Source organism: Mycobacterium sp. E3247 (genome assembly GCF_001667785.1).
GTDB lineage: Bacteria > Actinomycetota > Actinomycetes > Mycobacteriales > Mycobacteriaceae > Mycobacterium.
In genome coordinates this window covers 16850-42176 of the sequence record NZ_LZJG01000550.1, presented here as the reverse complement: position 1 = coordinate 42176, position 25327 = coordinate 16850, and the positions used below count along the sequence as shown (strand labels likewise).

General features: G+C 70.0%; 22 protein-coding genes. 9 read left to right on the top strand and 13 right to left on the bottom strand.

The genetic code is table 11. The annotated features are described in order from the left end of the window. Positions 1-3: 3 nt before the first annotated feature. Positions 4-411: a DUF5319 domain-containing protein gene (locus A9X04_RS28100; RefSeq protein WP_046186907.1), complete on the bottom strand. Its 408-nt coding sequence runs from the start codon at positions 409-411 to the stop codon at positions 4-6. Between the two features lie 173 nt (positions 412-584). Between A9X04_RS28100 and guaB the strand changes: the two genes are divergently transcribed. Genes guaB through A9X04_RS28085 form a run of 3 tightly spaced genes read left to right on the top strand, consistent with a single transcriptional unit; the run spans position 585 to position 5107 of the window. Then, the gene (gene guaB, locus A9X04_RS28095) at positions 585-2183 is read left to right on the top strand and encodes an IMP dehydrogenase (protein WP_067928096.1); all 1599 of its coding nucleotides are present in this window, start codon (positions 585-587) and stop codon (positions 2181-2183) included. A gap of 7 nt (positions 2184-2190) precedes the next feature. Beyond that, entirely contained in the window at positions 2191-3318 is a 1128-nt protein-coding gene (locus tag A9X04_RS28090) for a GuaB3 family IMP dehydrogenase-related protein (protein WP_067928094.1), read from the top strand. 52 nt (positions 3319-3370) lie between these two features. Beyond that, a complete protein-coding gene (locus A9X04_RS28085; RefSeq protein ID WP_067928091.1) occupies positions 3371-5107 on the top strand; it encodes a GMC oxidoreductase in 1737 nt (578 codons plus the stop codon). A 112-nt stretch (positions 5108-5219) separates the two neighbouring features. Here A9X04_RS28085 and A9X04_RS28080 read toward each other — a convergent pair whose 3' ends face one another. Beyond that, complete coding sequence (locus A9X04_RS28080; protein ID WP_067928139.1) at positions 5220-6113, bottom strand: TauD/TfdA family dioxygenase; 894 nt, start codon at positions 6111-6113, stop codon at positions 5220-5222. A gap of 60 nt (positions 6114-6173) precedes the next feature. Between A9X04_RS28080 and A9X04_RS28075 the strand changes: the two genes are divergently transcribed. Next, positions 6174-6740, top strand: a complete 567-nt coding sequence (locus A9X04_RS28075; protein WP_067928089.1) for a TetR/AcrR family transcriptional regulator — start codon at positions 6174-6176, stop codon at positions 6738-6740. Between the two features lie 3 nt (positions 6741-6743). Here the strand turns inward: A9X04_RS28075 and A9X04_RS28070 are convergent, their stop codons facing one another. The 5 genes from A9X04_RS28070 to A9X04_RS28050 form a co-directional block, all read right to left on the bottom strand. Further along, entirely contained in the window at positions 6744-9110 is a 2367-nt protein-coding gene (locus tag A9X04_RS28070) for a glycoside hydrolase family 65 protein (RefSeq protein WP_067928086.1), read from the bottom strand. Further along, entirely contained in the window at positions 9107-9847 is a 741-nt protein-coding gene (locus tag A9X04_RS28065; protein ID WP_067928083.1) for a beta-phosphoglucomutase family hydrolase, read from the bottom strand. Before A9X04_RS28065 ends, A9X04_RS28070 begins: the two co-directional genes overlap by 4 nt. Before the next feature lie 78 nt (positions 9848-9925). Further along, entirely contained in the window at positions 9926-10738 is an 813-nt protein-coding gene (locus A9X04_RS28060; RefSeq protein WP_067928079.1) for a class I SAM-dependent methyltransferase, read from the bottom strand. Continuing rightward, positions 10735-11805 (bottom strand): NmrA family NAD(P)-binding protein, encoded by a 1071-nt coding sequence (locus A9X04_RS28055; RefSeq protein ID WP_067928076.1) that lies wholly within the window; start codon positions 11803-11805, stop codon positions 10735-10737. The genes A9X04_RS28060 and A9X04_RS28055 overlap by 4 nt, the downstream gene beginning before the upstream one ends. After that, a complete protein-coding gene (locus tag A9X04_RS28050; protein ID WP_067928073.1) occupies positions 11802-13337 on the bottom strand; it encodes an MFS transporter in 1536 nt (511 codons plus the stop codon). The genes A9X04_RS28055 and A9X04_RS28050 overlap by 4 nt, the downstream gene beginning before the upstream one ends. 78 nt (positions 13338-13415) lie before the next feature. On the opposite strand from A9X04_RS28050, the gene A9X04_RS28045 reads away from it, so the two are divergent. The 4 genes from A9X04_RS28045 (at position 13416) to A9X04_RS28030 (ending at position 18160) form a co-directional block, all read left to right on the top strand. After that, positions 13416-14093, top strand: a complete 678-nt coding sequence (locus A9X04_RS28045; RefSeq protein WP_067928070.1) for a helix-turn-helix domain-containing protein — start codon at positions 13416-13418, stop codon at positions 14091-14093. A 10-nt stretch (positions 14094-14103) separates the two neighbouring features. Further along, positions 14104-15663, top strand: a complete 1560-nt coding sequence (guaA, locus tag A9X04_RS28040) for a glutamine-hydrolyzing GMP synthase (RefSeq protein WP_231985838.1) — start codon at positions 14104-14106, stop codon at positions 15661-15663. A gap of 225 nt (positions 15664-15888) precedes the next feature. Next, a complete protein-coding gene (locus A9X04_RS28035) occupies positions 15889-16578 on the top strand; it encodes a hypothetical protein (RefSeq protein WP_067928063.1) in 690 nt (229 codons plus the stop codon). Positions 16579-16615: 37 nt separating this feature from the next. Then, complete coding sequence (locus A9X04_RS28030; protein ID WP_067928061.1) at positions 16616-18160, top strand: DNA polymerase Y family protein; 1545 nt, start codon at positions 16616-16618, stop codon at positions 18158-18160. A 6-nt stretch (positions 18161-18166) separates the two neighbouring features. Here the strand turns inward: A9X04_RS28030 and A9X04_RS28025 are convergent, their stop codons facing one another. The 3 genes from A9X04_RS28025 to A9X04_RS28015 are packed head-to-tail and all read right to left on the bottom strand — an operon-like array spanning position 18167 to position 20854. After that, positions 18167-19321 (bottom strand): alpha-hydroxy-acid oxidizing protein, encoded by a 1155-nt coding sequence (locus A9X04_RS28025; RefSeq protein ID WP_067928058.1) that lies wholly within the window; start codon positions 19319-19321, stop codon positions 18167-18169. Positions 19322-19365: 44 nt separating this feature from the next. Next, positions 19366-19824, bottom strand: a complete 459-nt coding sequence (locus tag A9X04_RS28020) for a hypothetical protein (RefSeq protein WP_067928055.1) — start codon at positions 19822-19824, stop codon at positions 19366-19368. Continuing rightward, a complete protein-coding gene (locus tag A9X04_RS28015; RefSeq protein WP_067928053.1) occupies positions 19805-20854 on the bottom strand; it encodes a nucleoside hydrolase in 1050 nt (349 codons plus the stop codon). Before A9X04_RS28015 ends, A9X04_RS28020 begins: the two co-directional genes overlap by 20 nt. A 39-nt stretch (positions 20855-20893) precedes the next feature. On the opposite strand from A9X04_RS28015, the gene cmaA1 reads away from it, so the two are divergent. Beyond that, positions 20894-21781: a cyclopropane mycolic acid synthase CmaA1 gene (gene cmaA1 / locus A9X04_RS28010; RefSeq protein WP_067928050.1), complete on the top strand. Its 888-nt coding sequence runs from the start codon at positions 20894-20896 to the stop codon at positions 21779-21781. A 19-nt stretch (positions 21782-21800) separates the two neighbouring features. On the opposite strand, the gene A9X04_RS28005 is transcribed toward cmaA1, so the two are convergent. Genes A9X04_RS28005 through A9X04_RS27995 form a run of 3 tightly spaced genes read right to left on the bottom strand, consistent with a single transcriptional unit; the run spans position 21801 to position 25060 of the window. Beyond that, positions 21801-22544, bottom strand: coding sequence for a 2OG-Fe dioxygenase family protein (locus A9X04_RS28005; RefSeq protein ID WP_067928047.1), 744 nt, complete (start codon positions 22542-22544; stop codon positions 21801-21803). A gap of 49 nt (positions 22545-22593) precedes the next feature. Beyond that, on the bottom strand, positions 22594-23016 hold the full coding sequence (locus tag A9X04_RS28000) for a VOC family protein (RefSeq protein ID WP_197509461.1): 423 nt from the start codon (positions 23014-23016) through the stop codon (positions 22594-22596). 49 nt (positions 23017-23065) lie between these two features. Next, positions 23066-25060, bottom strand: a complete 1995-nt coding sequence (locus A9X04_RS27995; RefSeq protein ID WP_067928040.1) for an SDR family oxidoreductase — start codon at positions 25058-25060, stop codon at positions 23066-23068. Positions 25061-25327 lie beyond the last annotated feature (267 nt).

Genomic DNA, 25327 nt, shown 5'->3' with positions numbered 1-25327 from the left:
CCGTCAGCGGCGGTAGCCGTCAGCGTCCGAGGTGGCCTCGTTGAGCGAGGCGTCGGCGTATCCCCGGCAGTAGTCCCACGTGACGTAGGCGTCCGGTTCGGGGTCGTAGGCCGGCTCGTGTGGGCGGACGGTGCCGTCGATCAGCAGCTGCAACAGGTTCGCCCGGAGCATGTCCCAGTCGTGATAGTGGTCCTGCTGGCATTCGTCACAGCACACCACGAGTCCGCGAATGCCCTTGTGCGCCAACAGGGCCTCGTAAACCGCCAGGTCGGCCAGGTCGGCCTCGACCGCCATCCGCTCCTGGGCGTCCAGGGGTTGCCCCGGCTCTACGGCTTCCAGCGCAGCCGACGGATCGCAGGGGTCGTCGGCGAAGGGGTCGGGCGGCAAACCCGGTGGGAGGTGATCGCGCACGCACACTAGCCTACGCAGCCGGGCCGGGATAACGCCAGCAGGCAAGCCGCCCGTCGTTTCCGTGCCGGTTTGGGCCGGTTGCCCCCCGCGGCGCGCCCCGGCAAGCGGTTGGAGGGGACGGCCGAGCCGATAGGATGGGGTTCTCGCGCCGCATCGTATGGAGGGCCCCACCGATGACCCGTGGCATGTCCCACCTGGAAGACAGCTCCGACCTCGTCGGCAGCCCCTACGTGCGCGATCCACGCATCGGGGGGCTGATCGACGACCCGGTGCCCACCGGGGGTGACAACCCGCACAAGGTCGCGATGCTGGGCCTCACCTTCGACGACGTCTTACTCCTGCCCGCCGCTTCGGATGTGGTCCCCGCCACCGCCGACACGTCCAGCCAGCTCACCAAGAAGATCAGGCTCAAGGTGCCGCTGGTCAGCTCGGCGATGGACACGGTCACCGAGTCGCGGATGGCCATCGCGATGGCCCGGGCGGGCGGCATGGGCGTGCTGCACCGCAACCTGCCCGTGGCCGAACAGGCCGGCCAGGTCGAGATGGTGAAGCGCTCGGAGGCCGGCATGGTCACCGACCCCGTCACCTGCCGCCCGGACAACACCCTGGCCCAGGTCGACGCGCTGTGCGCCCGCTTCCGGATCTCGGGCCTGCCGGTGGTCGACGACACCGGGGCGCTGGTCGGCATCATCACCAACCGCGACATGCGGTTCGAGGTCGACCAGACCCGAAAGGTCGCCGAGGTGATGACCAAGGCGCCGCTGATCACCGCCCAGGAGGGGGTGAGCGCCGACGCCGCCCTGGGGCTGTTGCGGCGCCACAAGATCGAGAAGCTGCCCGTCGTCGACGGCCACGGCCGGCTCACCGGGCTGATCACCGTCAAGGACTTCGTCAAGACCGAACAGCACCCGCTGGCCACCAAGGACAGCGACGGCCGTCTGCTGGTGGGTGCCGCCGTCGGCGTCGGCGGCGACGCCTGGGTCCGGGCGATGATGCTGGTCGACGCCGGGGCCGACGTGCTGATCGTCGACACCGCGCACGCGCACAACCGGTTGGTGCTCGACATGGTCGGCAAGCTCAAGGCCGAGGTGGGCGAGAAGGTCGAGGTGATCGGCGGGAACGTCGCCACCCGCTCCGCGGCCCTGGCGCTGATCGACGCCGGTGCCGACGCGGTCAAGGTCGGCGTGGGGCCGGGCTCGATCTGCACCACCCGGGTGGTGGCCGGGGTCGGCGCGCCACAGATCACGGCAATTTTGGAAGCAGTGGCGGCCTGTCATCCGCATGGCGTGCCGGTGATCGCCGACGGCGGGCTGCAGTATTCCGGCGACATCGCCAAGGCGCTGGCCGCCGGTGCCTCGACGGCCATGCTGGGCTCGCTGCTGGCGGGCACCGCCGAGGCCCCCGGCGAGCTGATCTTCGTCAACGGCAAGCAGTTCAAGAGCTACCGCGGCATGGGTTCGCTGGGCGCCATGCAGGGCCGGGGTGGCGCGAAGTCGTACTCCAAGGACCGCTACTTCGCCGACGACGCATTGAGCGAGGACAAGCTGGTGCCGGAGGGAATCGAGGGCCGGGTGCCGTTCCGCGGCCCGCTGTCCTCGGTGATCCACCAGCTCACCGGCGGTCTGCGGGCCGCGATGGGCTACACGGGCTCGCCGACCATTGAGGCGCTGCAACAGGCGCAGTTCGTCCGGATCACCTCGGCCGGACTGCGCGAAAGCCATCCGCACGACGTCGCGATGACCGTCGAAGCGCCGAACTACTTTGCGCGCTGAGGCCGGGATGGTCGAGATCGGGATGGGCCGCAACGCCCGTCGCACCTATGAGCTGAGCGAAGTCAGCATCGTGCCGTCGCGGCGCACCCGGTCGTCGCAGGACGTGTCGACCGCCTGGCAGCTGGACGCCTACCGGTTCGAGATCCCGGTGGTGGCCCATCCGACCGACGCGCTGGTGTCCCCGGAGTTCGCCATCGAGCTCGGCCGCCTCGGCGGGCTGGGCGTCCTCAACGGCGAGGGGCTGATCGGCCGGCACGCCGACGTGCAGGGCAAGATCGCCCAGCTGGTCGAGGCCGCCAGCAAGGAGCCCGAGCCGTCGGCGTCGATCCGGCTGCTGCAGGAGTTGCACGCCGCCCCGCTGAACCCCGACCTGCTGGGATCCGCGGTCGCGCGCATCCGGGAGGCCGGGGTGACCACGGCGGTGCGGGTCAGCCCGCAGAACGCCCAGGCGCTGACCCCGGTGCTGCTACAGGCCGGCATCGACCTGCTGGTCATCCAGGGCACCATCGTGTCCGCCGAGCGGGTGGCCAGCGACGGGGAACCGCTGAACCTGAAGACGTTCATCTCCGAGCTCGACGTCCCGGTGGTGGCCGGCGGGGTGCTCGACCACCGCACCGCGCTGCACCTGATGCGCACCGGCGCCGCGGGCGTGATCGTCGGCTACGGCTCCACCCGGGGCGTGACCACCAGCGACGAGGTGCTGGGCATCAGCGTGCCGATGGCCACCGCCATCGCCGACGCCGCGGCCGCGCGGCGCGAGTACCTCGACGAGACCGGCGGCCGTTACGTGCACGTGCTTGCCGACGGCGACATCCACACCTCCGGCGAGCTGGCCAAGGCGATCGCCTGCGGCGCCGACGCGGTGGTGCTCGGCACGCCACTCGCCGAATCCGCCGAGGCGCTCGGCGAGGGCTGGTTCTGGCCCGCCGCGGCGGCGCACCCGTCGCTGCCGCGTGGGGCGTTGCTGCAGATCGCCCTCGGCGAGCGGCCGCCCCTGGAGCGGGTGCTCAACGGGCCCTCCGACGACCCGTTCGGTTCGCTGAACCTGGTCGGCGGACTGCGCCGGTCTATGGCCAAGGCGGGCTATTGCGACCTCAAGGAATTCCAGAAGGTCGGGCTCGCCGTCGGCAGCTGAGCCCGGCGAGGGCCGCTGGCTTGTTACCTGTGAGTAAGGCCATACTGGTGCGATGAGGCCGGATTACGACGTTCTGATCATCGGTTCGGGGTTCGGGGGCAGCGTCAGCGCGCTGCGGCTGACCGAAAAGGGCTACCGCGTAGGCGTATTGGAGGCCGGGCGGCGGTTCGCCGACGAGGACTTCGCCGAGACGTCCTGGGACCTGCGCAAGTTCCTGTGGGCCCCGAGGCTCGGTTGCTACGGCATCCAGCGGATCCACCCGCTGCGCAATGTGATGATCCTGGCCGGCGCCGGCGTGGGCGGCGGCTCCCTGAACTACGCCAACACCCTCTACGTTCCGCCGGAGCCGTTCTTCAAAGACCGGCAGTGGTCGCACATCACCGACTGGCGCGACGAGTTGATGCCCCACTACGAGCAGGCGAAACGGATGCTCGGGGTGGTCACGAACCCCACCTTCACCGACGCGGACCGCATCCTGAGGGAGGTCGCCGACGAGATGGGTTGCGGGGACACCTTCGTATCCACCCCGGTCGGGGTGTTCTTCGGTCCCGACGGCTCCAAGACCCCGGGCAAGACCGTGCCGGACCCGTACTTCGGCGGCGCGGGACCGGAGCGCACCGGCTGCCTGGAGTGCGGTTGCTGCATGACGGGCTGCCGCTACGGCGCCAAGAACACGCTGCTGAAGAACTACCTCGGCCTCGCCGAATCGGCCGGGGCGCAAGTGATCCCGATGACCACCGTCAAGGGCTTCCAGCAGCGGCCCGACGGGACGTGGGAGGTCCGCACCGTGCGCACCGGCAGCTGGCTGCGCAGGGACCGGCGCACCTACACTGCGACGCACCTGATCCTGGCGGCGGGCACCTGGGGGACGCAGCACCTGCTGTTCAAGATGCGCGACAAGGGCAAGTTGCCGCGTCTGTCCGAGAAGCTGGGTGTGCTGACGCGCACCAACTCCGAGTCCATCGTCGGCGCCGGGAAACTCGAGGTCGACCCGAACCTGGACCTGACCCACGGGGTGGCCATCACGTCGTCGATCCACCCCACCGCCGACACGCACGTCGAACCCTGCCGCTACGGCAAGGGCTCCAACGCGATGGGCCTGTTGCAGACCCTGATGACCGACGGCACCGGCCCGGAGGGGACCGACGTGCCGCGCTGGAAGCAGCTGCTGGACCAGGCCCGCGAGGACCCGCGGCGGATGATGCGGATGCTCAGCGTTCACCAGTGGAGCGAGCGCACGCTGATCGCCCTGGTCATGCAGCACCTGGACAACTCGATCACCACCTACACCAAACGCGGGAAGCTGGGCATCCGGTGGTACACCAGCAAGCAGGGCCACGGTGACCCCAACCCGGCGTGGAACCCGGTCGGCAACAAGGTCACCCGGCGCATCGCCGAGAAGATCGACGGCGTGGCCGGCGGCACCTGGGGCGAGCTGTTCAACATCCCGCTGACCGCGCACTTCCTCGGCGGCGCGGCGATCGGCGACGGCCCCGAGCAAGGGGTGATCGACCCGTACCACCGGGTCTATGGCTACCCCACGATGTTCGTCGTGGACGGCGCCGCCATCTCGGCGAACCTGGGCGTCAACCCGTCGCTGTCGATCACCGCACAGGCCGAACGGGCCGCGTCGCTGTGGCCGAACAAGGGCGAGACCGATCAGCGCCCGCCGCAGGGGCAGCCGTACGGCCGGCTGGACCCGATCGCGCCCGAGCACCCGGTGGTGCCCGTCGACGCACCGGGTGCGCTGCGCTGGTTGCCCATCACCCCGGTGAGCTCGACCGGTTAGCTTGCGATCGCCTCGCTGCTCGGTCGGTCGGCGACCCGCAGCGCTCGGCTACGCCTAGCTTGCGATCGCCTCGCTGCTCGGTCGGTCGGCGACCCGCAGCGCTCGGCTACGCCTAGCTTGCGATCGCCTCGAGCGGGGCGCCACTGACCACCCGGCTGCGTTCCCGGTGGATGTTGAAGGGCACGTCGCCCATCAACGTGACCCGGTGCATCAGCCGGGGCTGGTCGTCGTAGTCGTCGACCGCCCGGTGCTGGGTGGCCCGGTTGTCCCAGATGGCGACGTCGCCCGGTGCCCAGTTCCAACGAATGGTGTTCTCCGGCATGGTGATTCGCCGTTGCAGCATTTCGAAGAGCACGGCCGATTCGTAGCTGTCAAGGCCGACGAACCCGCGCACGAAATCTCCCAGCAGCAGCGTGCGCTCGCCGGTCTCCGGGTGCACGCGCACCACGGGATGCTCAGTCCGGAAATCCGGCTTTTCGAAGGCCTGCCGGAACGAGCGCTGCGCGTCGGTCAATGCCGGCGGGGTGATGTAGTCATAGCGGTTGGTGTGTAGGGCCCACAGGTCGTCGACGAGCCACGTCAGCGGCTCGGGCAGGTCGTCGTATGCCGCCGCGGTGTTGGTCCACAGTGTGGACCCGCCGTAGCGGGGCAGGGTGACGGCGCGCAGGATCGAGGCCGCCGGATAGTTGGCCACGAACGTGACGTCGGTGTGCCAGCGGTTGGCCTTGCCGTACTCGGAGTTGATCGGGGTGATGACCGGCGCGTTCTTGGCGGCGAGCAGCTCGGCGGCCGGGTGGCCGACGGGGGTGCCCAGCAGGCCGGCGAACGCCAGCTGCGCCTCGTCGTCGAGGTGGTGCTGGTGGCGGAAGAAGATCACCTTGTGGGCCAACAGCGCCTGGCGGATCTTTTCGACCACCTCGTCGTCGAGGTCGCCCCCGAGGCGCACCCCGTCGACCCGAGCGCCGATACGGCTGCCCAGCTTGGTGACGGTTATCTGACCAATCATTTTCATCAGTCCTTGCGTAAAGGTGTGTAGTCAACTGACTACATCGAGTAGTGTAGACACATGACTACAGCGCCCGCAAGTGGCCGCTCGAACATGCCCACCGGACGGGCCGAGGTGGCCGCGGCCATCCTGGAGGCCGCCACCGACCTGTTCGCCGAGCGCGGCCCCGCCGCGACGTCGATCCGGGACATCGCCGCTCGGTCCAACGTCAACCACGGGCTGGTGTTTCGGCACTTCGGCACCAAGGAGAACCTCGTCGGTGCCGTGCTCGATCACCTGGGCGCCAACCTGACTGCGCTGCTTAACGCCGGGGCGCCCGCCGACGAACTGGACCGGGCCCTCGACCGGCAGATGCGTGTGATGGCCCGCACCGTGCTGGACGGGTATCCGGCGGGGCAGCTGCAGAAGCGCTTCCCCAACATCGCGGCGATACTCGAGTGGGTGCTGCCGCTTCACGACAACGAGACAGAAGGGCGGCTGGCCGTAGCCAACGCCCTTGCGCTGCAATTCGGTTGGCGGCTCTTCGCACCGATCCTGCGGTCGGCGACGGGGATCGAGGCGCTGACGGACGCCGAGATACGCCAGGCGGCCGGCGCCGAGGTGGGGCGGATCCTCAATCCGGGCTGACGCTCACTTGTTCCGGGTGAGCGCCCGGCGGTGGAGCGGCTCGCGGCCCGGCGGCTGCTGCGGGGGCGGCAACAGTGGCTTGCGGGGTTGCAGCGCAATGGTTTTCGGCGCATCGGTGGTCAGGGTGACCTCTTCGCCCGCGTGCCGGATGGTGAGCTGGCCGCCCGGGCCGTCGCGCACCGTATAGGTGACATCGGAGTGGTTCACGTCGACGGTCACCCGGAAATCACGCCACCGAAGGCGAAACCGCAGCCGCGAGATGCCGTCGGGCAACGCGGGATCCAGCGACAGGATGCCCTCGTCGTCGCGCAGGCCGCCGAAGCCGCCCACCAGCGCCGTCCAGGCACCGGCGAGCGAGGCCATGTGCAGGCCGTCGCGGGTGTTGTGGTGCAGATCGCGCAGGTCGATCAGCCCGGCCTCGTAGGCGTAGTCGTGCGCCAGTTCCAAGTGCCCGACCTCGGCACACATCACCGCCTGGGTGCACGCGGACAGCGAGGAGTCGCGCACCATGCGCCGCTCGTAATAGTCGACGTTGCGCGCCTTCTGCTCGGGGGTGAACACGTGGCTCTGCCACTGCATCGCCAGCACCAGGTCGGCCTGCTTGATCACCTGCGCGGGGTAGAGCCGCACGTACGGGTCGTGCAGCAGCAACGGGTAGGCGTGGTTCTCCTTGAAGTCCCACTCGGCGAGGGTGGTGAACCCCTCGCACTGCTGATGGACCCCCAGGCCGGCGTCGTAGGGAATGTTGGCCGCGTCGGCCGCGTCGCGCCACGACGCCGTCTCCTCGGTGGTGACGCCCATCGCCTCCGCCGCCTCGGGGTGGCGGTTGCAGGCCTCGGCGGCGGTGCGCAGGTTGTGCGCGGCCATCAGGTTGGTGAAGACGTTGTCGCGCACGATCGCGGTGTACTCGTCGGGGCCGGTGACGCCGTCGAGGTGCCACACCCCGTGCCGGTCGTGGTGGCCGAGGGAGACCCAGAGCCGGGCGGTCTCGACGAGTACCCCCAGGCCGCAATGCTTTTCGAGCTCTTCGTCGCCGGTGACGATGCGGTAGCGCTCGAACGCCATGGCGATGTCGGCGTTGATGTGCCAGGCCGCGGTGCCGGCGGGCCAGTAGGCCGAGCACTCCTGCCCGCGGATGGTCCGCCACGGGAAGCTGGCGCCCTGGAGGCCGAGCTCGGCCGCCCGCTCCCTGGCCAGGTCCAGGGTGGACGCCCGCCACCGCAGGGCGTCGGCCACCGCGTGCGGCGCGGTGTAGGTGAGCACCGGCAGCACGTAGCCTTCGGTGTCCCAGAAGGCGTGACCGTCGTATCCGGTCCCGGTGAGGCCCTTGGCCGGGATCGCGCGGCGCTCGGCGCGCGCGCTGGCCTGCAACAGGTGAAAAAGCCCGAACCGCACCGCTTGCTGCGATTCCGGGTCGCCCTCGACCTCGACGTCGGCGCTGTCCCAGAAGTCGTCGAGGTATTTCCGCTGCGCGTCCAGCAGGCCCTGCCATCCGCTGTAACGGGCGCTGTGGATCGCGGCGGCGGCCTGGTCGCGCAGCGCGGGGCGCGATCGCATGCTGGACCAGCCGTACGCCAGGTACTTGACGATGCGCAGCTTCTGCCCGGCGCGCAGCCCGCAGATCACCGTGGTCCGCGCCAGGTCGTCGCGGGCATCGGTGCTGAATTCGACGCGGCCGGGCACGTCGATCTCGTGGTCCATCGCGGCCGACATCATCAGGGCGCTGCTGCGGGTGCGGTGCATGAGAAGCGCCCCGGTTTCGGTGTTTTCGTGGTCGACGGCCACCAGCGGGCTCTCCAGGATGGCCGACACCCGAGGGTCGCCCGAGGTCTGCGGCTGGTCCTCGTTGGTGACCAGTTCGGACTGCACCGTCACGCGCACGAACTCGCCGACCGCCTCCACGACGTATTCGATGGCGGCCACGCCGCGCTGGGCCAGCGACACCAGCCGGGTGGACACCAGCCTGATCTCCTTGCCCGCGGGGGAGCGCCAATGCGCGCGGCGGGTCATCGTCCCGGCGCGCAGGTCGAGAGTTCGCTCGTGCGAGATCAATTCGCCGTAGCGGACGTCGAACGGCTCGTCCTCGACCAGCAGGCGGATGATCTTGCCGTTGGTGACGTCGACGATGGTCTGCCCGGCTTCCGGGTAGCCGTAGCCGGCCTCGGCGTAGGGCAGCGGCCGGATCTCGTAGAAGGAGTTCAGGTAGGTGCCGGGCAGGCCGTAAGGCTCGCCCTCGTCGAGGTTGCCGCGCAGCCCGATGTGCCCGTTGGACAGGGTGAACAGGGATTCGGACTGGGCCAGCAGGTTCAGGTCGAGCCTGGTCTCGCTGACGTGCCAGGGATCGACGGGAAAGGCGTCGTCGTCGATCATGACTGCAGCAGCTCGGCGAGGTCGGTGACCACCACGTCGGCGCCGTTGCGGCGCAGATCGTCGGCCTGGCCCACTCGATCGACGCCCACCACGTAGCCGAAGTTTCCGGCGTGACCGGCCTGCACGCCGGAGATCGCGTCCTCGAACACGGCCGCGGCGTCGGCGCCGACGCCCAGCAACTCGGCCCCGCGCAGGTAGGAGTCGGGGGCCGGCTTGCCGGCGATGTGCTCGTCGCGCAGCGTGACGCCGTCCACCCGCTTCTGGATGAACCGGTCCAGACCGGTGATCTCGAGGACGTCGCGCGTGTTGGCGCTCGAGGACACCACCGCGATGCCCAGGCCGGCCGCCGAGGCCGCTTCCAGGTATCGTCGCGACCCCTCGAAAACCTCGACGCCGTCCTTGCGCAGGACCTGTTGGAACATCTCGTTCTTGCGGTTGCCCAGGCCGTAGATCGTCTCGGCGTCTCCCGGGTCGTCGGGGCTGCCGTCGGGCAGCTCGATCCCGCGGCTCTGCAGGAACGACCGGACCCCGTCCTCGCGCTTCTTGCCGTCCACGTATTTGCGGTAGTCGGCGGCCGCGTCGAAGGGGACGAATTCTTCCCCGGTGCGCTTGGCCCGCTCCGACAGGTAGTCGTCGAACATGGCCTTCCAGGCCTTGGTGTGCACGCTGGCGGTGTCGGTGAGCACACCGTCGAGGTCGAACAGGCAGGCGTGCACCTTCTCGGGCAGACCCAGCATGGGGACTCGCTTCCTGGTCTTAGGGGACTAGTCAAGCGATACCCACTCCACCATGCCGACATGTCTGTCGCCAAGCGGTCACCCGGGCGCGGCCGTGGCGACCCCCTGGATGGCTCGCAGGCGCCGGTCCGCCAGCGCGGCGGTCAGGTTCTCGACTTTGCGGTCGAAGTCGGTGACGAAGGCGTGCAAACCCAGCGGGTTGGAGGGCTGGGTCAGCAACGCCTGCATGAACTCGGCCGCCTGGTCGGTGAGGTCGTCCCAGTGCTCGACGGCGAACCCGGCGGACTCGATGACCGCGCGTAACCCGTCGGGGGTGACCAGGTGGCTGCGCTCGGGTTGATCGGCCCACGGCAGCGGATACTCCAGCTCGCCGCGATTCCCAATCGTCAAGTCCCACAGCGCAATCCGGCCTCCGGTTATCAGTACCCGGCGGGCTTCGGAGTACAGGCGGGCCTTGTCCGCGACGTTCATCTGGACGTGCTGGCTGATGGCGACGTCAAAAGTGCCGGCAGCAAAGGGCAGTTCGGTGACGTCCGCCTGCCGGACGGATATCCGGTCGCCGAGTCCGACCAGGCGGTTGAGCCAACGGCTTGTCTCGCAGTACTCGTCGGTGAGGTCCACGGCCGTCACCGTGCAACCGCACCGGTCGGCGACGTAGCGGGCGGTGCCACCGATCCCGCTGCCCGCGTCGAGCACCCGGCTTTCCCGGGTGATGCCCGCCAGATCCACCAGCCGGCTGGTGGCGAAGCGGCCCATGGTGTGGAAGTCCTCCACCAGAATCAGGTCGGCGGGCGCCAGGCGGTCGAGGTCTTTGCCCGCGGACCTCAACGCCCGTTCGATGTTGGGTCGGGACAAGCCGGTCGAGTACTGGTTTTCGATGGTGTCGTTCATGCGCTGACTCCCTGCATGTGCTCGGTCTGCCACAGGGCGGACCGCCCGGATAGCCGCGGATGCGCGGGCACCGGATGCTGTTGCAGGCGGTCGAAGCGGTCCAGTCGGTGCATCGGCACCAGCCCGGTCAACGTGAAGTCCCAGACCTGGCGCAGGAGATTCCCCGCCGTGCGCCGGGTTTCCGGGCCGGAGACGTATCGGCGCGCGATGGTGAGGAAATCCTCGGGCTCGACGCCCGCCACGTCTCGGACGTGGGTGGTCGGCCCGCCCGCCTCCCAGGTTCCCAGGGCGTGCTCGGGCAGGTAGTAGCGCAGGCTGGACTCGAAGTACCGGTCGGCGCGGAGCCGCTTGGCGTTGACGCGCACGGCGCGCATGAACATCCACGGCGGAATGTCGATGTGCCGCACGCGCCGACCCAACGCCTCACCGACGGCCTCCGCGATCTCGGCCGCCGACAGCAGCGTCGGTCCGGTCGGGCGGTACGCGCGCCCGTCGTGGCGATGCGGCTCGAGCAGCGCACCCACCGCGACCCGGGCGATGTCTTCGTTGGAGGGAGGCGCGTTGCGGCCCTTACCGGTTGGGACCGGCAGGATTCCCAGCGCCGCGGCCAGCGGCAGTACCTGGAGATAGTTGTCGGCGAAGTAGCCGGGATCGACCGCGACATGGGCGGTGTCCGGCAGCAGGCCGAACAGTTTGTCCGTGAGCCAGGCGTGCCGGGTCATCAGTGACGGGTGCTCCGGGCTGGCCAGCCACTGCCCGAGCGCCACCACCGCTTCTACACCGGTGCGCCGGGCGCCGACGGCGAAGGCGACCGCGCTGTCGAGCGCATGGGGATGGTAAGGAGGATTGAAGAACAGCCGGTCCACTCCGTCCAGGGCGGCCGTAACCTGTTGAAAGTCGAACATATTCGCGACGACGACCTCGGCGCCCAGTTCTCGCAATCGGGCGCTGCGCGCGTCCTCACGATGCACGATGGCCCGTGTCGTGACGCCGTGTTCAAGAAGTTGCGCGGCGACCGCGCCGCCGATCCTGCCGGTGGCTGCGGTGACCAATACTCGGGTACTCATGCGATTTCCCTTTCCAGTTGACGGGCGGGTTCCATTTGACGGGCCGGCAACAACCAGCCGACGACGATCGCGGCGCCGAGCGCAATCCCGGCGCACACCAGTGAGCTGACCTGCAAGCCGTCCAAGAAGGCGCGGTCGACGGCGCCGCGGACGTAGGCGGCCTGTTGTACCGGTAACTGCTGGATCACCCTGTGCGCCAACGCCATCGAGTGGCGCATCGCGTCGGCGGGCAGCCCCGCCAGGGCGGGGGTGCCGAGGTGGCCCGCGTACACCGACGCGAAGATGCTGCCGGAGACGGCGACGCCGAGCGTGCCCCCGAGCTCCCGTGTGGTGTCGTTGACCGCGGAGCCGACGCCGGCCTTGTCGATGGGCAGCGACCCCATGATCGCCTCGGTGGCCGGTGAGAAGGTCATGCCGAGGCCGCCACCGAGGAGCAGCATCTGCGCGGCGATCTGGCCGTAGGGGGTGGCCGAGTCGGCCGTCGATGCCCAGGCCAGCCCGGCGGCGAACACGGTGAGTCCGGAGGCGACGACGGCGGTGGTGCCGACTCGTGCGACGAGCCGGGGGCCCGCGATGCTGGCCAACGCGATCGAGGCGGCAACCGGCAGCAGCCGCACCCCGCTTTGAAAAGCGGTGTAGTCCTTGATGAATTGGAAGTACTGGGTGATGACGAAGATGAAGCCGAACAAGGTGAGGAAGCCGGCCGTCACGGCCAGGCTGCCTCCGGAGAACCGGCGGTTGGTGAACACCGAGACGTCCAGCATCGGATGGGGGCTGCGCCGCTCCCAGAGCGCGAAGGCGACGAGAATGGTTGTGGCCAGGGCGAAGCCGCCCGCGCTTCGCGCGTTGGTCCATCCCCAGCTGGGCGCCTCGATGACGGTGTAGACCAGCGCCGTGATGCCGGCCGCGGACAGCAGCAGGCCCGGCAGGTCGACGCGCGGCGCCGCCGGGTCACGGGAGGTAGGCACGAACAGGACGCCGCCGGCGATGGCCAGCGCGGCGATCGGGATGTTCACCATGAAAATCGCGCCCCACCAGAAGTGCTCGAGCAGCCAGCCGCCGGTGATGGGTCCGACGGCCACCCCGACGCCGACCATGGCCGCCCACAGGCCGATCGCCTTGGCGCGTGCGGCCGGGTCGGTGAAGATGTTGGTGATCAGGCCCAGCGTGGTCGGGAAGATCACCGCCGCGCCAACCCCCATGGCCGCGCGGGCCGCGATCAGCTGCTCAGCCGAATGGGTATGCGCCGCAACGGCGGAAGTGATCGCGAAGACGGCGAGGCCGCAGTTCAGCCAGCCGCGCCTGCCGAATCGGTCGGACAGGCTGCCGACCGACAGCAGCAGGCCGGACATGACCAGGGTGTACGCGTCGACGATCCATTGCAGCTGCGCGGTGTCGGCGTCCAGGTCTCGCGACAGGGTGGGCAGGGCGACGTTGACGATGGTGGCGTCGACGCTGATGACGAAGACCCCGAGGCAGATGACTGCGAGTGCGGGGATCGGGCGGTTCACGAAGAGGGGCTCGGTGCGCATGGACAAGACGCTAAAGCTACTAGACAAACAAATCAAGTATATGGTTGAAAAACATGTCTGGCGTGGTAGCTTGGCATCGTGGCACCCCGCAGGACGTACAACCAGAATTGCCCGATCGCGCTCGGTCTCGATGTCCTGGGCGAGCGCTGGACGCTGCTCATCCTGCGTGAGCTGGTCGGGGGGCCCCGCCGCTACGGTGACCTTCGTGCCGAGTTGCCCGGCATCGCAACCAATCTGCTGGCCGAGCGGCTGAAGGAATTGCAGGACGCGGGACTCGTGGACCGCGCCGAACTGCCGGCACCGATCGGGCGCACCGTCTACAGCCTCAGCGACCTGGGGTGGCAGAAGTGCCTGCCGGTGCTGCGGAGTGTCGCCTGGCTCGGTCTGGACCGGCTGGAGCCGGTCGGCAGTGGCCCCGTTTCACCGCTGAACGGGTTTCTCGCCGGCATCCTGTTGCCATTCGACCCGGCCGGTGCCGCCGACCTGGAGTTGACCTGCCACGCCGACATCGACGGACGGGTATTCGAATTCGCCCTTCGGGGCGGTTATTTCGCAGCCCCCAAAGGCGAGCCTTCGGTGACGATCACCGCACGCGCCGCGGACCTTCTGACCGCGCGCCTCGGGGATAACGAGGCCAGGAGGAAGGCCGCGCTACGGCGCATCGACTTCACCGGCGACCCCGACGTCGTCGACGCGGTGCGGACGGCGTTTGCGCTGGACGAGGACCCGCGCTCATGGGGCAGCGCCGGCCACTAAGCTGGCTGCCGTGGAAACACCCTCGCCCCGGCCCGTGTTGGTGGTCGACTTCGGCGCCCAATATGCGCAGCTGATCGCCCGGCGCGTCCGGGAGGCGCGGGTGTTCTCCGAGGTCATCCCGCACACCGCCTCGATCGACGAGATCAAGGCCCGCGAGCCGGCGGCGCTGGTGCTGTCCGGGGGACCGTCCAGCGTGTACGAACCGGGCGCCCCGCAGCTCGATCCGGCGGTGTTCGACCTCGGTGTGCCCGTGTTCGGCATCTGCTACGGGTTCCAGGCCATGGCGCAGGCCCTGGGCGGGACCGTCGCCCACACCGGAACCAGCGAGTACGGCCGCACCGAGCTGAAAGTGGTTGGCGGCGAACTACATTCGGGGCTGCCGAGCGTCCAGCCGGTGTGGATGAGCCATGGTGACGCGGTCACGGTCGCGCCGGACGGGTTCGACGTGGTCGCCAGCACCTCGGGTGCGACGGTGGCCGCCTTCGAGAACCGGGCCCGTCGCCTGGCCGGGGTGCAGTATCACCCCGAGGTCATGCACACCCCGCACGGGCAGCAGGTGCTCAGCCGCTTCCTGCACGACTTCGCCGGGCTCGGCGGGGAGTGGACACCGGCCAACATCGCCAGCGCGCTCGTCGAGCAGGTGCGCGAACAGATCGGTGACGGCCACGCCATCTGCGGGCTGTCCGGCGGCGTGGACTCGGCGGTGGCCGCCGCGCTGGTGCAGCGCGCCATCGGCGACAGGCTGACCTGTGTCTTCGTCGACCACGGGCTGCTGCGCGCCGGCGAGCGTGATCAGGTGCAGCGCGACTTCGTGGCGGCCACCGGCGCCAACCTGGTCACCATCGACGCCGCGGACACCTTCCTGCGGGCGCTGTCGGGGGTGACCAATCCCGAGGGCAAGCGCAAGATCATCGGCCGCCAGTTCATCCGCGCGTTCGAGGGCGCGGTGCGAGACATCCTGAGTGACACCGGGTCTGAGGCCGAGTTCCTGGTGCAGGGCACGCTTTACCCGGACGTGGTGGAATCCGGCGGGGGCAGCGGGACCGCCAACATCAAGAGCCACCACAACGTCGGCGGCCTGCCCGACGACCTGAAGTTCAAGCTCGTCGAGCCGCTGCGGCTGCTGTTCAAGGACGAGGTGCGCGCGGTCGGGCGTGAGCTCGGCCTGCCGGAGGAAATCGTTGCGCGCCAGCCCTTCCCGGGCCCCGGCCTGGGCATCAGGATCGTCGGCGAGGTCACCTCGGCGCGGCTGGAGACCCTGCGTCGCGCCGACTCGATCGCGCGCGAGGAACTCACCGCCGCCGGCTTGGACAAGCTGATCTGGCAGTGCCCGGTGGTGCTGCTGGCCGACGTCCGCTCGGTCGGTGTGCAGGGCGACAACCGCACCTACGGACACCCGATCGTGCTGCGGCCGGTGTCCAGCGAGGACGCGATGACCGCCGACTGGACCCGGGTGCCCTACGAGGTTCTGGAGCGGATCTCGACCCGCATCACCAACGAGGTGGCCGAGGTCAACCGCGTGGTGCTGGACATCACCAGCAAACCACCCGGCACCATCGAGTGGGAGTAGGTTCGGCGCCCGCCGGCGAGATTGCCGCCACGGTTGTGGGGTAGCCCCGACCGCGGCCACAGCGGCAATCTCGCCGCATTTTGCGCCCCATTCACCCCATCCGTACCGATCGCATAAAGCGTCCCTTCCGTTTCTTGACGGTTGTCGGAGGGCGGGTGTTTACTCTCCCTCAGTCGAACATACTTTCGAAAATAGTCGTTGCGGGAGCGGTGCTAGGAGGCTGACATGACTGCGGCTTTCGCGCCCGATCACCGGCAGGAAACACGTGCTGAGCAGCTGGAATCGCTGCGCCGGCGGATGGCCGTGATCGCCGGAAAGGCGCCTGGGCCCGCATCCGGCCCCGCCGCCCGCGCCGACGACCTGCTGCCGGAGTCGGAAGCCCAGCTGACGCTGCCGGGGTGGCTGGCGGAGTCGCTTCCCGCGCCGTTGCCCAGGGGGACGGTGGCGGTGCTCTCGGGTGCCCGGTCGCTGCTGCTGGGCATGGTGGCCGCGGTGACGGCGGCGGGCGGCAACGCGGCAATCGTCGGCCAGCCTGACCTCGGGCTGCTGGCCGCCGCGGAGATGGGTGCGGACCTCAGTCGCCTCGCCGTGATACCGGATCCCGGCAACGATCCGGTGGAGGTGGCCGCGGTGCTCGTCGACGGCATGGATCTGGTGGTCCTCGGCCTGGGCGGGCGCCGGGTGCCGCCTACCCGGGCGCGGGCGGTGGTGGCGCGGGCCCGCGCCAAGGGATGCACTGTGCTGGTCACCGACGGTGACTGGCAGGGGGCGCCCACGCGACTGGAGGCCCGGGTCTGCGGCTACGAGTTCATCCCGGGAAGCCGCCCGGGATTCGGCCGGATCGGCCGGGTGCGGCTGCAGGTCAGCGGGGTGTGTGCGGGACGGCGGGTGACCGCCCGGGCGCGAGCCGGGTGAATTCAAAGTGGCATCCCGGGTGTTGGCCATCTGGTGCATGGACTGGCCCGCGGTCGCGGCGGCGGCCGCCGCGGGTCTGCCCGCGACGGCTCCGGTGGCGGTCACGCTGGCCAACCGGGTGATCGCCTGCTCGGCGGCCGCCCGCGCGGCGGGGGTGCGGCGGGCCCTGCGGCGCCGGGAGGCCGCGGCCCGGTGCCCGCAGCTGCACGTCAGCGCCGCCGACGCGGACCGTGACGCCCGCTTCTTCGAAGCGGTCATCGCGGCGGTAGACGACCTGGTGCCGCGCGCCGAGGTGCTGCGGCCCGGGCTCCTGGTGCTGCCGGTGCGCGGGGCGGCCCGTTATTTCGGCTCCGAGGCCGGCGCCGCCGAGCGGCTGATCGACGCGGTGGCCGCGTCCGGCGCCGAGTGCCAGGTCGGGATCGCCGACCGGTTGTCCACCGCGGTCTTCGCCGCGCGGGCGGGCCGGGTGATCCCGCCGGGCGGTGACGCGAAGTTTCTGTCGGTGCTGTCGATCCGCCAACTCGCCACCGAGCCCAGCCTGTGCGGTCCCGGGCGCGAAGAGCTGACGGACCTGTTGTGGCGGTTGGGGATTCGCACCGTCGGTCAATTCGCCGCGTTGCCGGCCGCCGACGTGGCGTCCAGGTTCGGCGCCGACGGGGTGACCGCGCACCGGATGGCCCGCGGCGAACCCGAGCGGGGACCGTCCGGGCGGGAGCCGCCCGAGGAGCTGGAGGCAGTGCTGGACTGCGACCCGCCGATCGACCGGGTCGACGCCGCGGCCTTCGCCGGGCGCTCGCTGGCCGGCGCGCTGCATCGGACGCTGATGGCCGCCGGGGTGGGCTGCACCCGGCTGGCCATCCACGCCGTCACCGCCAACGGCGAAGAACTGGACCGGGTGTGGCGGTGCGCCGAGCCGTTGACCGAGGACGCCACCGCCGACCGGGTGCGCTGGCAATTGGACGGCTGGTTGAGCAGCCGGACCGCACGCAACCCGCGCCCGACGGCGGCCGTGACGCGGTTGCGGCTGCGGGCGGTGGAGGTGGTGTCGGCCGAGGCGCTGCAGTTGCCGCTGTGGGGTGGTTTGGGTGAAGAGGACCGGTTGCGGGCCCGCCGGGCCCTGGTGCGGGTGCAGGGCCTGCTCGGCCCGGAGGCGGTGCGGGTGCCGGTGCTGTCCGGCGGGCGCGGGCCGGCCGAACGCATCACGTTGACCCCGCTGGGCGACGAACTCCTCCCACGGGCCGACCCGGGGCTGCCGTGGCCCGGCCGGCTGCCCGAGCCATCACCGGCGGTGTTGCTCGACGATCCGGTGGAAATGCTTGATGCCCAAGGGAATCCGGTGCAGGTGACGAACCGGGGGCTGTTCTCCGCCGACCCGGTGCGGCTGACGGTGCGCGGTCGGGACGAGCGGCTGGACTGGTGGGCCGGGCCGTGGCCGGTCGACGAACGGTGGTGGGATGACCGGCCTGGGGGCGGTCAAGGGGGTGGTCGCACCGCCCGCGCGCAGGTCCTGCTGGAGGGCGAGCGGGCGTTCCTGCTGTGCTACCGCCAGCGACGCTGGTACCTCGAGGGCAGCTACGAGTAGCGGCGCTTATCCGGTGGGCCGCAACGCGTCCGGCGTCAGGTCCATGATCGAGGGATACCCGTCGACGGCCATGATCAGGTCCGCCTCGGCCAGCAGCGAGCGCAGCACGTGCACGATGCCGTCGACCCCGCCGAGGGCCAGGCCGTAGGCGTAGGGCCGTCCGATGCCCACCGCGGTCGCCCCCATCGCCAGGGCCTTGATGACGTCGGCGCCGGTGCGCACCCCCGAGTCGAACAGCACCGGCATGCCCTCGGCCGCCTCGAGCACCCCGGGCAGGCAATCGAGGGTGGGCAGGCCGCCGTTGGCCTGCCGGCCCCCATGGTTGGAGCAGTAAATACCATCCACGCCAATGTCTTTCGCGCGCCGAACGTCGTCGGGGTGACAGATGCCCTTGACCATCAGCGGCAGGTCGGTCTCCGACCGCAGCCACTCCAGGTCCTCCCATCGGAACGGCCCGCCGAAGATCGGCAGCTTGCGCACCGCGGCCTCGGTGGCGTCCTCGCCCCGGCTCAAGCCGGCGCGAAAGACCGGATCGCTGGTGTAGTTGGCCAGGCACCCGCTGGGCACCTGCGGGTAGTTTCCTCCACTCAGGTCGCGGGGCCGCCAGCCGGTGACCCAGGTATCCAGCGTGACGGCGATGCCCTTGAAGCCGGCCGCCTCCGCGCGGTGCACCAGGCTGGTCGCCATCTTCCGGTCGGGCGGCGTGTACAGCTGGAAGAACGCCGGGGTATCGCCCAGCTCCTCGGCGAGATCCTCCATCGGGTCGGCCGTCAGGGTCCCCACGAAGAACGGGACGCCCGTGCGGACCGAGGCCCGTGCGCAGGCGATGTCCCCGTGGCCGTCCGGGTCGCACACCCCGATGACGCCGATGGGCGCCATGAAAATCGGAGACGGATACCTCATCCCGAACAACTCGATGGACATGTCGCGCTGCTCGGGGGCGATCCCCATGCGCGGATACAGGCCCCACCGCTTGAAGGCCTCGCAGTTCGCGCGCTGGGTGTGCTCGTCGCCGGCGCCGCCCGCGACATATTCGAGCACTTTCGGGGGCATCGCCGCCGCCGCCTTTTCCTCCAGCTCATCGAATCGGATCGGGTACTGCGGCTGATTGCCGTGCAGCGATTGGTCGTACAGCTCGGTTTGGTAGTCGGCGAAGGCCATGACCGTGCAGTACCCGACGCCTCGAGGGCTAAACGATCGGTCGCCTAGGGTCGCGCCGCGCGCACCGCCTCCGCCCGGGCCATCAGCCCGGCGCCGCCGGGCAGCGCGCCCACGACTGTGCGGGCCAACCGGTCGCGCCTGCGGACGCCGTCGGACCTGGCCTTGCCGGTGCGCAGGTGGCGCCAGCCCAGGCCGGCCCACGACGCCGCAACGGCCGCGTCGGTCACCCCGCCGCGCGCCCGGCGTCGGTCGACCGCGGCCAAGCCGAGCGCGGTGGCCGAGTGCACCGCGTCGACCCAGACGCCCGCCGCCAGCACCTCCGGGCCGGGGTTGACGCCTGAGAGCAACGCCTGGCCGAGATGGCGGGCGCCCAAGATGCGGGTGACGACGAGCGCCTTGCGGTCGACTTCCACCCCGTGGATGTGATCCAGCACCTCGGACGGGGCGGCCAGCAGCACGGCGCCCCAGCCCGCGCGCAGGACTTCAATGAACCGAACCTTCATGCGATGTGGATAGCCCGCGCGCGAAGGACCCAACCCGGTCGATGAACCGGTCGAAGAAGGCCGCCGCGTCCACGTCGACGCCGATCAGCGCGTTGGGCTCCCGCCGGCCCGACCAGTCGGTGACCGTCATGGCGCGGGTCAGGGTCCCCGTCAGCTCGATGTCCACCGTCGCAGGACGGGTGGCGACGAGCCCCGGGTCCAGCGCCACGGCGGCGGCCAGCGGATCGTGCAGATGCGCCTGGTATCCGTGGCCGATCTCGTGGTAGGCCTCCAGGTAGAACCGCATCGCGTCCTCGATCACCCGGATCAACCGGTTGGACGCCGTCGAGCGGGTGCCGGGCTGGTCGTCCGCGCTCATCGGCGTCGCGCTCGATCCGGCGGTGGCCGCCAGCCTGGCCAGGTGGTCCGGCGTCATCGCCACCTTGCGGGTCAGATCCAGGCCGCACAGCACCGGAAGGCGCTCTTGCCCAACGACTTCGGGGTCCCAGGCGGCCAGCACCTCGGCCGCGGCCTCGGGGTCCACGCTGATGTTCCATTCGGCCACCGCGGTGGTGTTGCCCCGGTGATCGTAGGAACCGCCCATGACGACCAGCCGGCGCAGCAGCGTCGGCAGCGCCGGCTCGGCGCGCAGCGCCAGCGCCAGATTGGTCAGCGGGCCGGTCGCCACGCCGACGAGCTCGCCGGGGAAGGCATGGGCGGCGCGCACCCAGGCGGTTGCCGAGTCGTGACTCGTGAGCCGCCCATCGGTGGGCGGCAGGTCGGCGTAGCCCAAACCCCTGGGGCCGTGCACCTTCGACGGCAGGCGCATCGGACCGGTCAGGGTCTCGCCGGAGCCCTTGGAGACCGGGACGCCGGTGACGCCGCACAGCTGCAGCAGGCCCAGGTTGTTCTCGCAAACCTGTTGCACCGCAACGTTTCCCCCGGTGGAGGCGATGCCGACCACATCCGCGTCCGGGCTGGCGAACAGATACATCAGCGCCAGCGCATCATCGACGCCGGTGTCGACGTCGACGAAGACGGGAGCGTTCATTGGGTCCAACATACTCATTTCGGCGACTAGGCTGACACGATGCCAACGACGTCGGAGCCCCCCGAGGGGAATGATCTAACGCCGCACTTCGACGATGTGCAGGCGCACTACGACTTGTCGGACGACTTCTTCCGGCTATTCCTCGACCCGACGCAGACCTACAGCTGCGCCTACTTCGAGCGCGACGACATGACGCTGGAAGAAGCGCAGATCGCCAAGATCGATCTCGCCCTGGGCAAACTTGGGCTGCAGCCGGGCATGACGTTGCTCGACGTCGGCTGCGGTTGGGGCGCCACCATGATGCGCGCGCTGGAAAAGTACGACGTGAACGTCATCGGCCTCACCCTGAGCCGCAACCAGGCCGAGCACGTCGAGCGACTGATCGCCCAGTCCGAGAGCCCGCGTTCGGCCCGTGTCCTGCTGCAGGGCTGGGAGCAGTTCGACGAGCCCGTCGACCGGATCGTCAGCATCGGCGCCTTCGAGCACTTCGGGCACGAGCGCTACGACGCGTTCTTCACCCTGGCGCACGACCTGCTGCCTGTCGACGGGGTCATGCTGCTGCACACCATCACCGGGCTGCACCCGACGGAGATGGCGGAACGCGGCATGCCCATCTCGTTCACGTTCGCCCGATTCATCAAATTCATTGTGACCGAGATCTTTCCGGGTGGGCGGCTACCGTCGATCCAGATGGTCCAGGAGCGCGCGACCGCGAACGGCTTCACGGTGACCCGCGTGCAGTCGCTGCAGCCGCACTACGCGAAGACCCTCGACCTCTGGGCCGCCGCGCTGCAAGCCCACAAGGACGAGGCGATCGCGGTGCAGTCCGAGGAAGTCTACGAGCGGTACATGAAGTACCTGACCGGTTGCGCCGACGCATTTCGGGTCGGATACATCGACGTCAATCAGTTCACGCTGCAGAAGTGACTACCAGTGCACCCGACCCTTACTGCCACGCCGAGGCGAACGTGATGACCAGGACGTCGCGCTGCGCGGGGCCCGAGCCGTCGATCGGCCGGATCGGGGAGACTCCGTGCAGGGTGCGGCGGTCGTCGCCCAGCATCAGCGTGCCCGGCTCGGCCAGCGTCGTCACCAGCAACTGACGCCCGTCCAGGTCGCACACCGTGCTCTCGCCGCCGATGGCGTTGCGCCGCCCGACCAGCAGCGAGCTGACCAGGGTGACGCCGTCGCGGTGCATGCCCTCGGGCGTGGGCTGGGCGCCCTCGTCGGTCGACGACCGGATCCGGAACGGATGCACCTTGACGTTCCAGTCGGCCACGTCGTCAAGCACCGCCGCCACCCGGGCCAACAACCCGATCAGCTTGTGCAGCAACCGATCCCGGGCGAACGCGTCGGTCAGCGGCTCAAAGTCGCGGTCCCTGCCGATGTAGAGGGGATTGGAGTCCTCCGGCTGCGCGAACGTGGTCCTGGGCATCGGGCGCAGCAGCCCGTCCTGAACGGAGTACTGGCCGTATCGGCGTTGCCGTTGGACCCCCAGCTCCGCCGCGTACGGGTCGGGGACCAGGTCCTGCCAGTGCCGGGCGAACCGGGTCCACTCCTCGCGTCCGACGCCCAGGCTCCGCGTCACGTCGAACGCGCTCATCACCGCCGCGCCCGTCGTGGCGACCAGCCGGGTCGCCGCGGCCACCGGGTCGGCGTCCGCCCGCGTCTGGGAAAGAATCCGGGTCATCGCGCCGGAATACCGCAATCGGGTGGGCCCGAAACGTTGTGCTGCCGTGTCAGTCTCGGCCGGGCAGCCGCGTCGTGACCTCTTGGACCAGCCACGTGTTGCCGTCGGGATCGGCGAAGGAGAAGTACGACTGGTAACTGGTGTGCTCGGGATCGGGCCCGGGCAGCCGTGCTTCGGCCGGGAACGGCACGCCGTGCCACATGTCGCTCGCGCCGACGCCGCGGCGGAGGAGGTCGTCGTGGGCCGCTTCGATGTCGGAGACGGTCAGCACCGCCTGGGCCGAGCCGGGCGCCGACGGGGTGATTCCGTCGCCGAACGTGACCGAGCAGGACGAGCCCGGCGGCGTGAACTGGACGACGCGGACGCCATGTCCTGGCGTGGTGTCGCCGTCAAAGCGCCACCCCAGGCTGTCGTAGAACTGTCTCGCGCGGTCAACGTCCGATACGGGGACGACGTGGACCTCGAGGTGCATGCCGACCATTGTCCCCGCGCCCGGGGGCGGGACTCAAACGCGGTCCTGCCTACCAATGCACGCCGGGCACCAACCGCACCAGCCGCTTGACTCCCCGCGGTGTCCGGATGCCGCCGGTGACCGCGCGGACCGGCCGCCTCGGCTTGCGCCGCGCCGGGGTGGCCGCGGGCGGTTCGGTGGGCAGGCCGCGTGCGGCGGCCGAGTCGGGGTATCCCAGGTAGAGCTGGTGCAGGATGCGCCGCGACGTCCGCGGCGCGAAGTAGTGGCCGACTTCGGCGAGCGTGCCCAGCGGGGTGTCGATGCGCGCGGGCTTCTCGACCAGGCCGCGGACCACCATCGCGGCCGCGTGCTCCGGGCTGATCGCGGGCACCGGGTTGAGCCGGTGCGACGGCGCGATCATCGGCGTACGAACCAGCGGCATATGGATGTTGGTGAACGTGACGTGGTCGGACAGCGTCTCGGACCCGACCACGTCGGCGAACGCGTCCAGCGCCGCCTTGGTGGGCAGGTACGAGCTGTACTTCGGGTTGCGGGCCTGCACGCCGGCGCTGGAGACGTTGACCACGTGGCCGAAACGGCGTTCGCGCCAGTGCGGCAGCAGCGCCAGCACCATCCGCACCGCGCCGAAGTAGTTGACCGCCATCACCCGTTCGTAGTCGTGCAACCGATCGGTCGAGTTGACCACCGAGCGGCGGATGGACCGCCCGGCGTTGTTCACCAGGTAGTCGACGTGGTCGAAGCGGCCCAGGATGTCCTTGATGGTGTGCTCGACCGAGGTGGAATCGGTGACGTCGCAGGTGAACGCGTGCGCGTCGCCGCCGCCCGCGCGGATCTCGGCGACCAGTTGATCCAGCGCGTCGGCGCTGCGGGCCAGCGCGAAGACCGTCGCGCCGCGCTCCGCGACCGCGATCGCCGCCGCCCGGCCGATCCCGCTGGATGCGCCGGTGATGATCACGTGCCGGCCGCGCAGCGGATCGTTACGGCGGGCGCGGTCGGGGTCGAGGTGCTCGGCCCAGTACCGCCACAGCTGTGGCGCGTAGCCGGCGAACTCCGGAACCTCGATCCCGGTGCCCGCCAGGGCTTCCCGGGTTTTGTCGCTGACGAAGGTGGGCTTGAGGTCGACGAGGTCGAAGACCTCGGCCGGGATCCCCAGCTGGGTGGCCGCCATGTTGCGCAGCACCCGGGCGCGCCCGCGCGCCTTCAGCAGCGGGGCGGCCACCGAGCCGGGCAGCGACCCGCGGGCCGGGGGCAGGCCGGCCGCCTTGGCGACGCCGCGGTAAATCCCGCGCAGGCCAACGGTTTTGGGCGCGGTGAGGTGGAACGCCTGACCGTCGCGCCCCTCGGTGTGCATGAGCGCGACGAGCGCGTCGGCGACGTAATCGACCGGCACGATGTTGGTGCGGCCGGTGTCGGGCAGCAGGATGGGCGTCAGCTTCGGCAGGCCGGCCAGCGCCGACAAGACGCCGAAGAAGTAGTACGGCCCGTCGACCTTGTCCATCTCGCCGGTGCGCGAGTCGCCCACCACCACCGCCGGGCGGTAGATCCGGTAACGCAGCCCGGGCGTCGAGCGCACCAGCTGTTCGGCCTCGAACTTGGTCCGGTGGTACGGGGTCGGCAGCTGCTGGCCGACGTCGAAGTCGTCCTCGGTGTACTCGCCGGGGAAGTCGCCCGCCACCGCGATCGAGGACACGTGATGCAGCGTCGCGCCCAGGCGCCGCGCCAGCTCGATGACGGCGAGGGTCCCTTCGACGTTGACGGCCTTCTGCTCGGCCTCGCCGGCGGTGATGTCGTAGACGGCGGCGCAGTGCACGACGTGGTCGACCGGGCCCAGCTCGGCGAGGGTCTGGTCGGTCAGGTCCAGCTCCGGTAGCCCGGCGACCAGCGGTTTGGCCCGCTCGCCCCATTCGGCCGCCAGCCGCTCGAAGCGGCCCAGCGACTGCCGGCGCACCAGCACCCACACCTGCGCGTCGGCCCTGGTCTCCAGCAGACGATCCACGACGCGGCGACCAATAAACCCGGTACCGCCGGTAACGACATACCGCATGGAGCCATCGTGGCGGGTGGTCGGGGGCCCCGTCAACCCAGTGGCGATCGCAAGCGCGGCGTGAGCCGGGCGCGGCGGGTCGCCACCATCAACCCAGTGGCGATCGCAAGCGCACAGGTTATCCCTATGAATGGGGTGAGCGATGGCATTAATCTCATCCTAAATTGAGTTCTCTGTAAACCTGTTGCGGGCGGGCGCTGACAGGAGTTGCCATGCCGGTAGGTCTACCCTCGGGCGCTTCGAACAACAACCGCGCGGCCAACTCGT

Excerpts from the sequence above, each read along its gene's own strand:
- guaB (WP_067928096.1), top strand. The coding sequence starts at position 585 with ATGACCCGTGGCATGTCCCACCTGGAAGACAGCTCCGACCTCGTCGGC.
- A9X04_RS28055 (WP_067928076.1), bottom strand. The coding sequence starts at position 11,805 with ATGAGTACCCGAGTATTGGTCACCGCAGCCACCGGCAGGATCGGCGGC.
- A9X04_RS27995 (WP_067928040.1), bottom strand. The coding sequence starts at position 25,060 with ATGCGGTATGTCGTTACCGGCGGTACCGGGTTTATTGGTCGCCGCGTC.
- A9X04_RS28015 (WP_067928053.1), bottom strand. The coding sequence starts at position 20,854 with ATGAACGCTCCCGTCTTCGTCGACGTCGACACCGGCGTCGATGATGCG.
- A9X04_RS28070 (WP_067928086.1), bottom strand. The coding sequence starts at position 9,110 with ATGATCGACGACGACGCCTTTCCCGTCGATCCCTGGCACGTCAGCGAG.
- A9X04_RS28090 (WP_067928094.1), top strand. The coding sequence starts at position 2,191 with ATGGTCGAGATCGGGATGGGCCGCAACGCCCGTCGCACCTATGAGCTG.
- A9X04_RS28075 (WP_067928089.1), top strand. The coding sequence starts at position 6,174 with ATGACTACAGCGCCCGCAAGTGGCCGCTCGAACATGCCCACCGGACGG.
- A9X04_RS28060 (WP_067928079.1), bottom strand. The coding sequence starts at position 10,738 with ATGAACGACACCATCGAAAACCAGTACTCGACCGGCTTGTCCCGACCC.
- A9X04_RS28020 (WP_067928055.1), bottom strand. The coding sequence starts at position 19,824 with ATGAAGGTTCGGTTCATTGAAGTCCTGCGCGCGGGCTGGGGCGCCGTG.
- A9X04_RS28005 (WP_067928047.1), bottom strand. The coding sequence starts at position 22,544 with ATGACCCGGATTCTTTCCCAGACGCGGGCGGACGCCGACCCGGTGGCC.
- A9X04_RS28035 (WP_067928063.1), top strand. The coding sequence starts at position 15,889 with ATGACTGCGGCTTTCGCGCCCGATCACCGGCAGGAAACACGTGCTGAG.
- A9X04_RS28000 (WP_197509461.1), bottom strand. The coding sequence starts at position 23,016 with ATGCACCTCGAGGTCCACGTCGTCCCCGTATCGGACGTTGACCGCGCG.
- A9X04_RS28080 (WP_067928139.1), bottom strand. The coding sequence starts at position 6,113 with ATGATTGGTCAGATAACCGTCACCAAGCTGGGCAGCCGTATCGGCGCT.
- A9X04_RS28030 (WP_067928061.1), top strand. The coding sequence starts at position 16,616 with ATGGACTGGCCCGCGGTCGCGGCGGCGGCCGCCGCGGGTCTGCCCGCG.
- cmaA1 (WP_067928050.1), top strand. The coding sequence starts at position 20,894 with ATGCCAACGACGTCGGAGCCCCCCGAGGGGAATGATCTAACGCCGCAC.
- A9X04_RS28025 (WP_067928058.1), bottom strand. The coding sequence starts at position 19,321 with ATGGCCTTCGCCGACTACCAAACCGAGCTGTACGACCAATCGCTGCAC.
- A9X04_RS28065 (WP_067928083.1), bottom strand. The coding sequence starts at position 9,847 with ATGCTGGGTCTGCCCGAGAAGGTGCACGCCTGCCTGTTCGACCTCGAC.
- A9X04_RS28050 (WP_067928073.1), bottom strand. The coding sequence starts at position 13,337 with ATGCGCACCGAGCCCCTCTTCGTGAACCGCCCGATCCCCGCACTCGCA.
- A9X04_RS28085 (WP_067928091.1), top strand. The coding sequence starts at position 3,371 with ATGAGGCCGGATTACGACGTTCTGATCATCGGTTCGGGGTTCGGGGGC.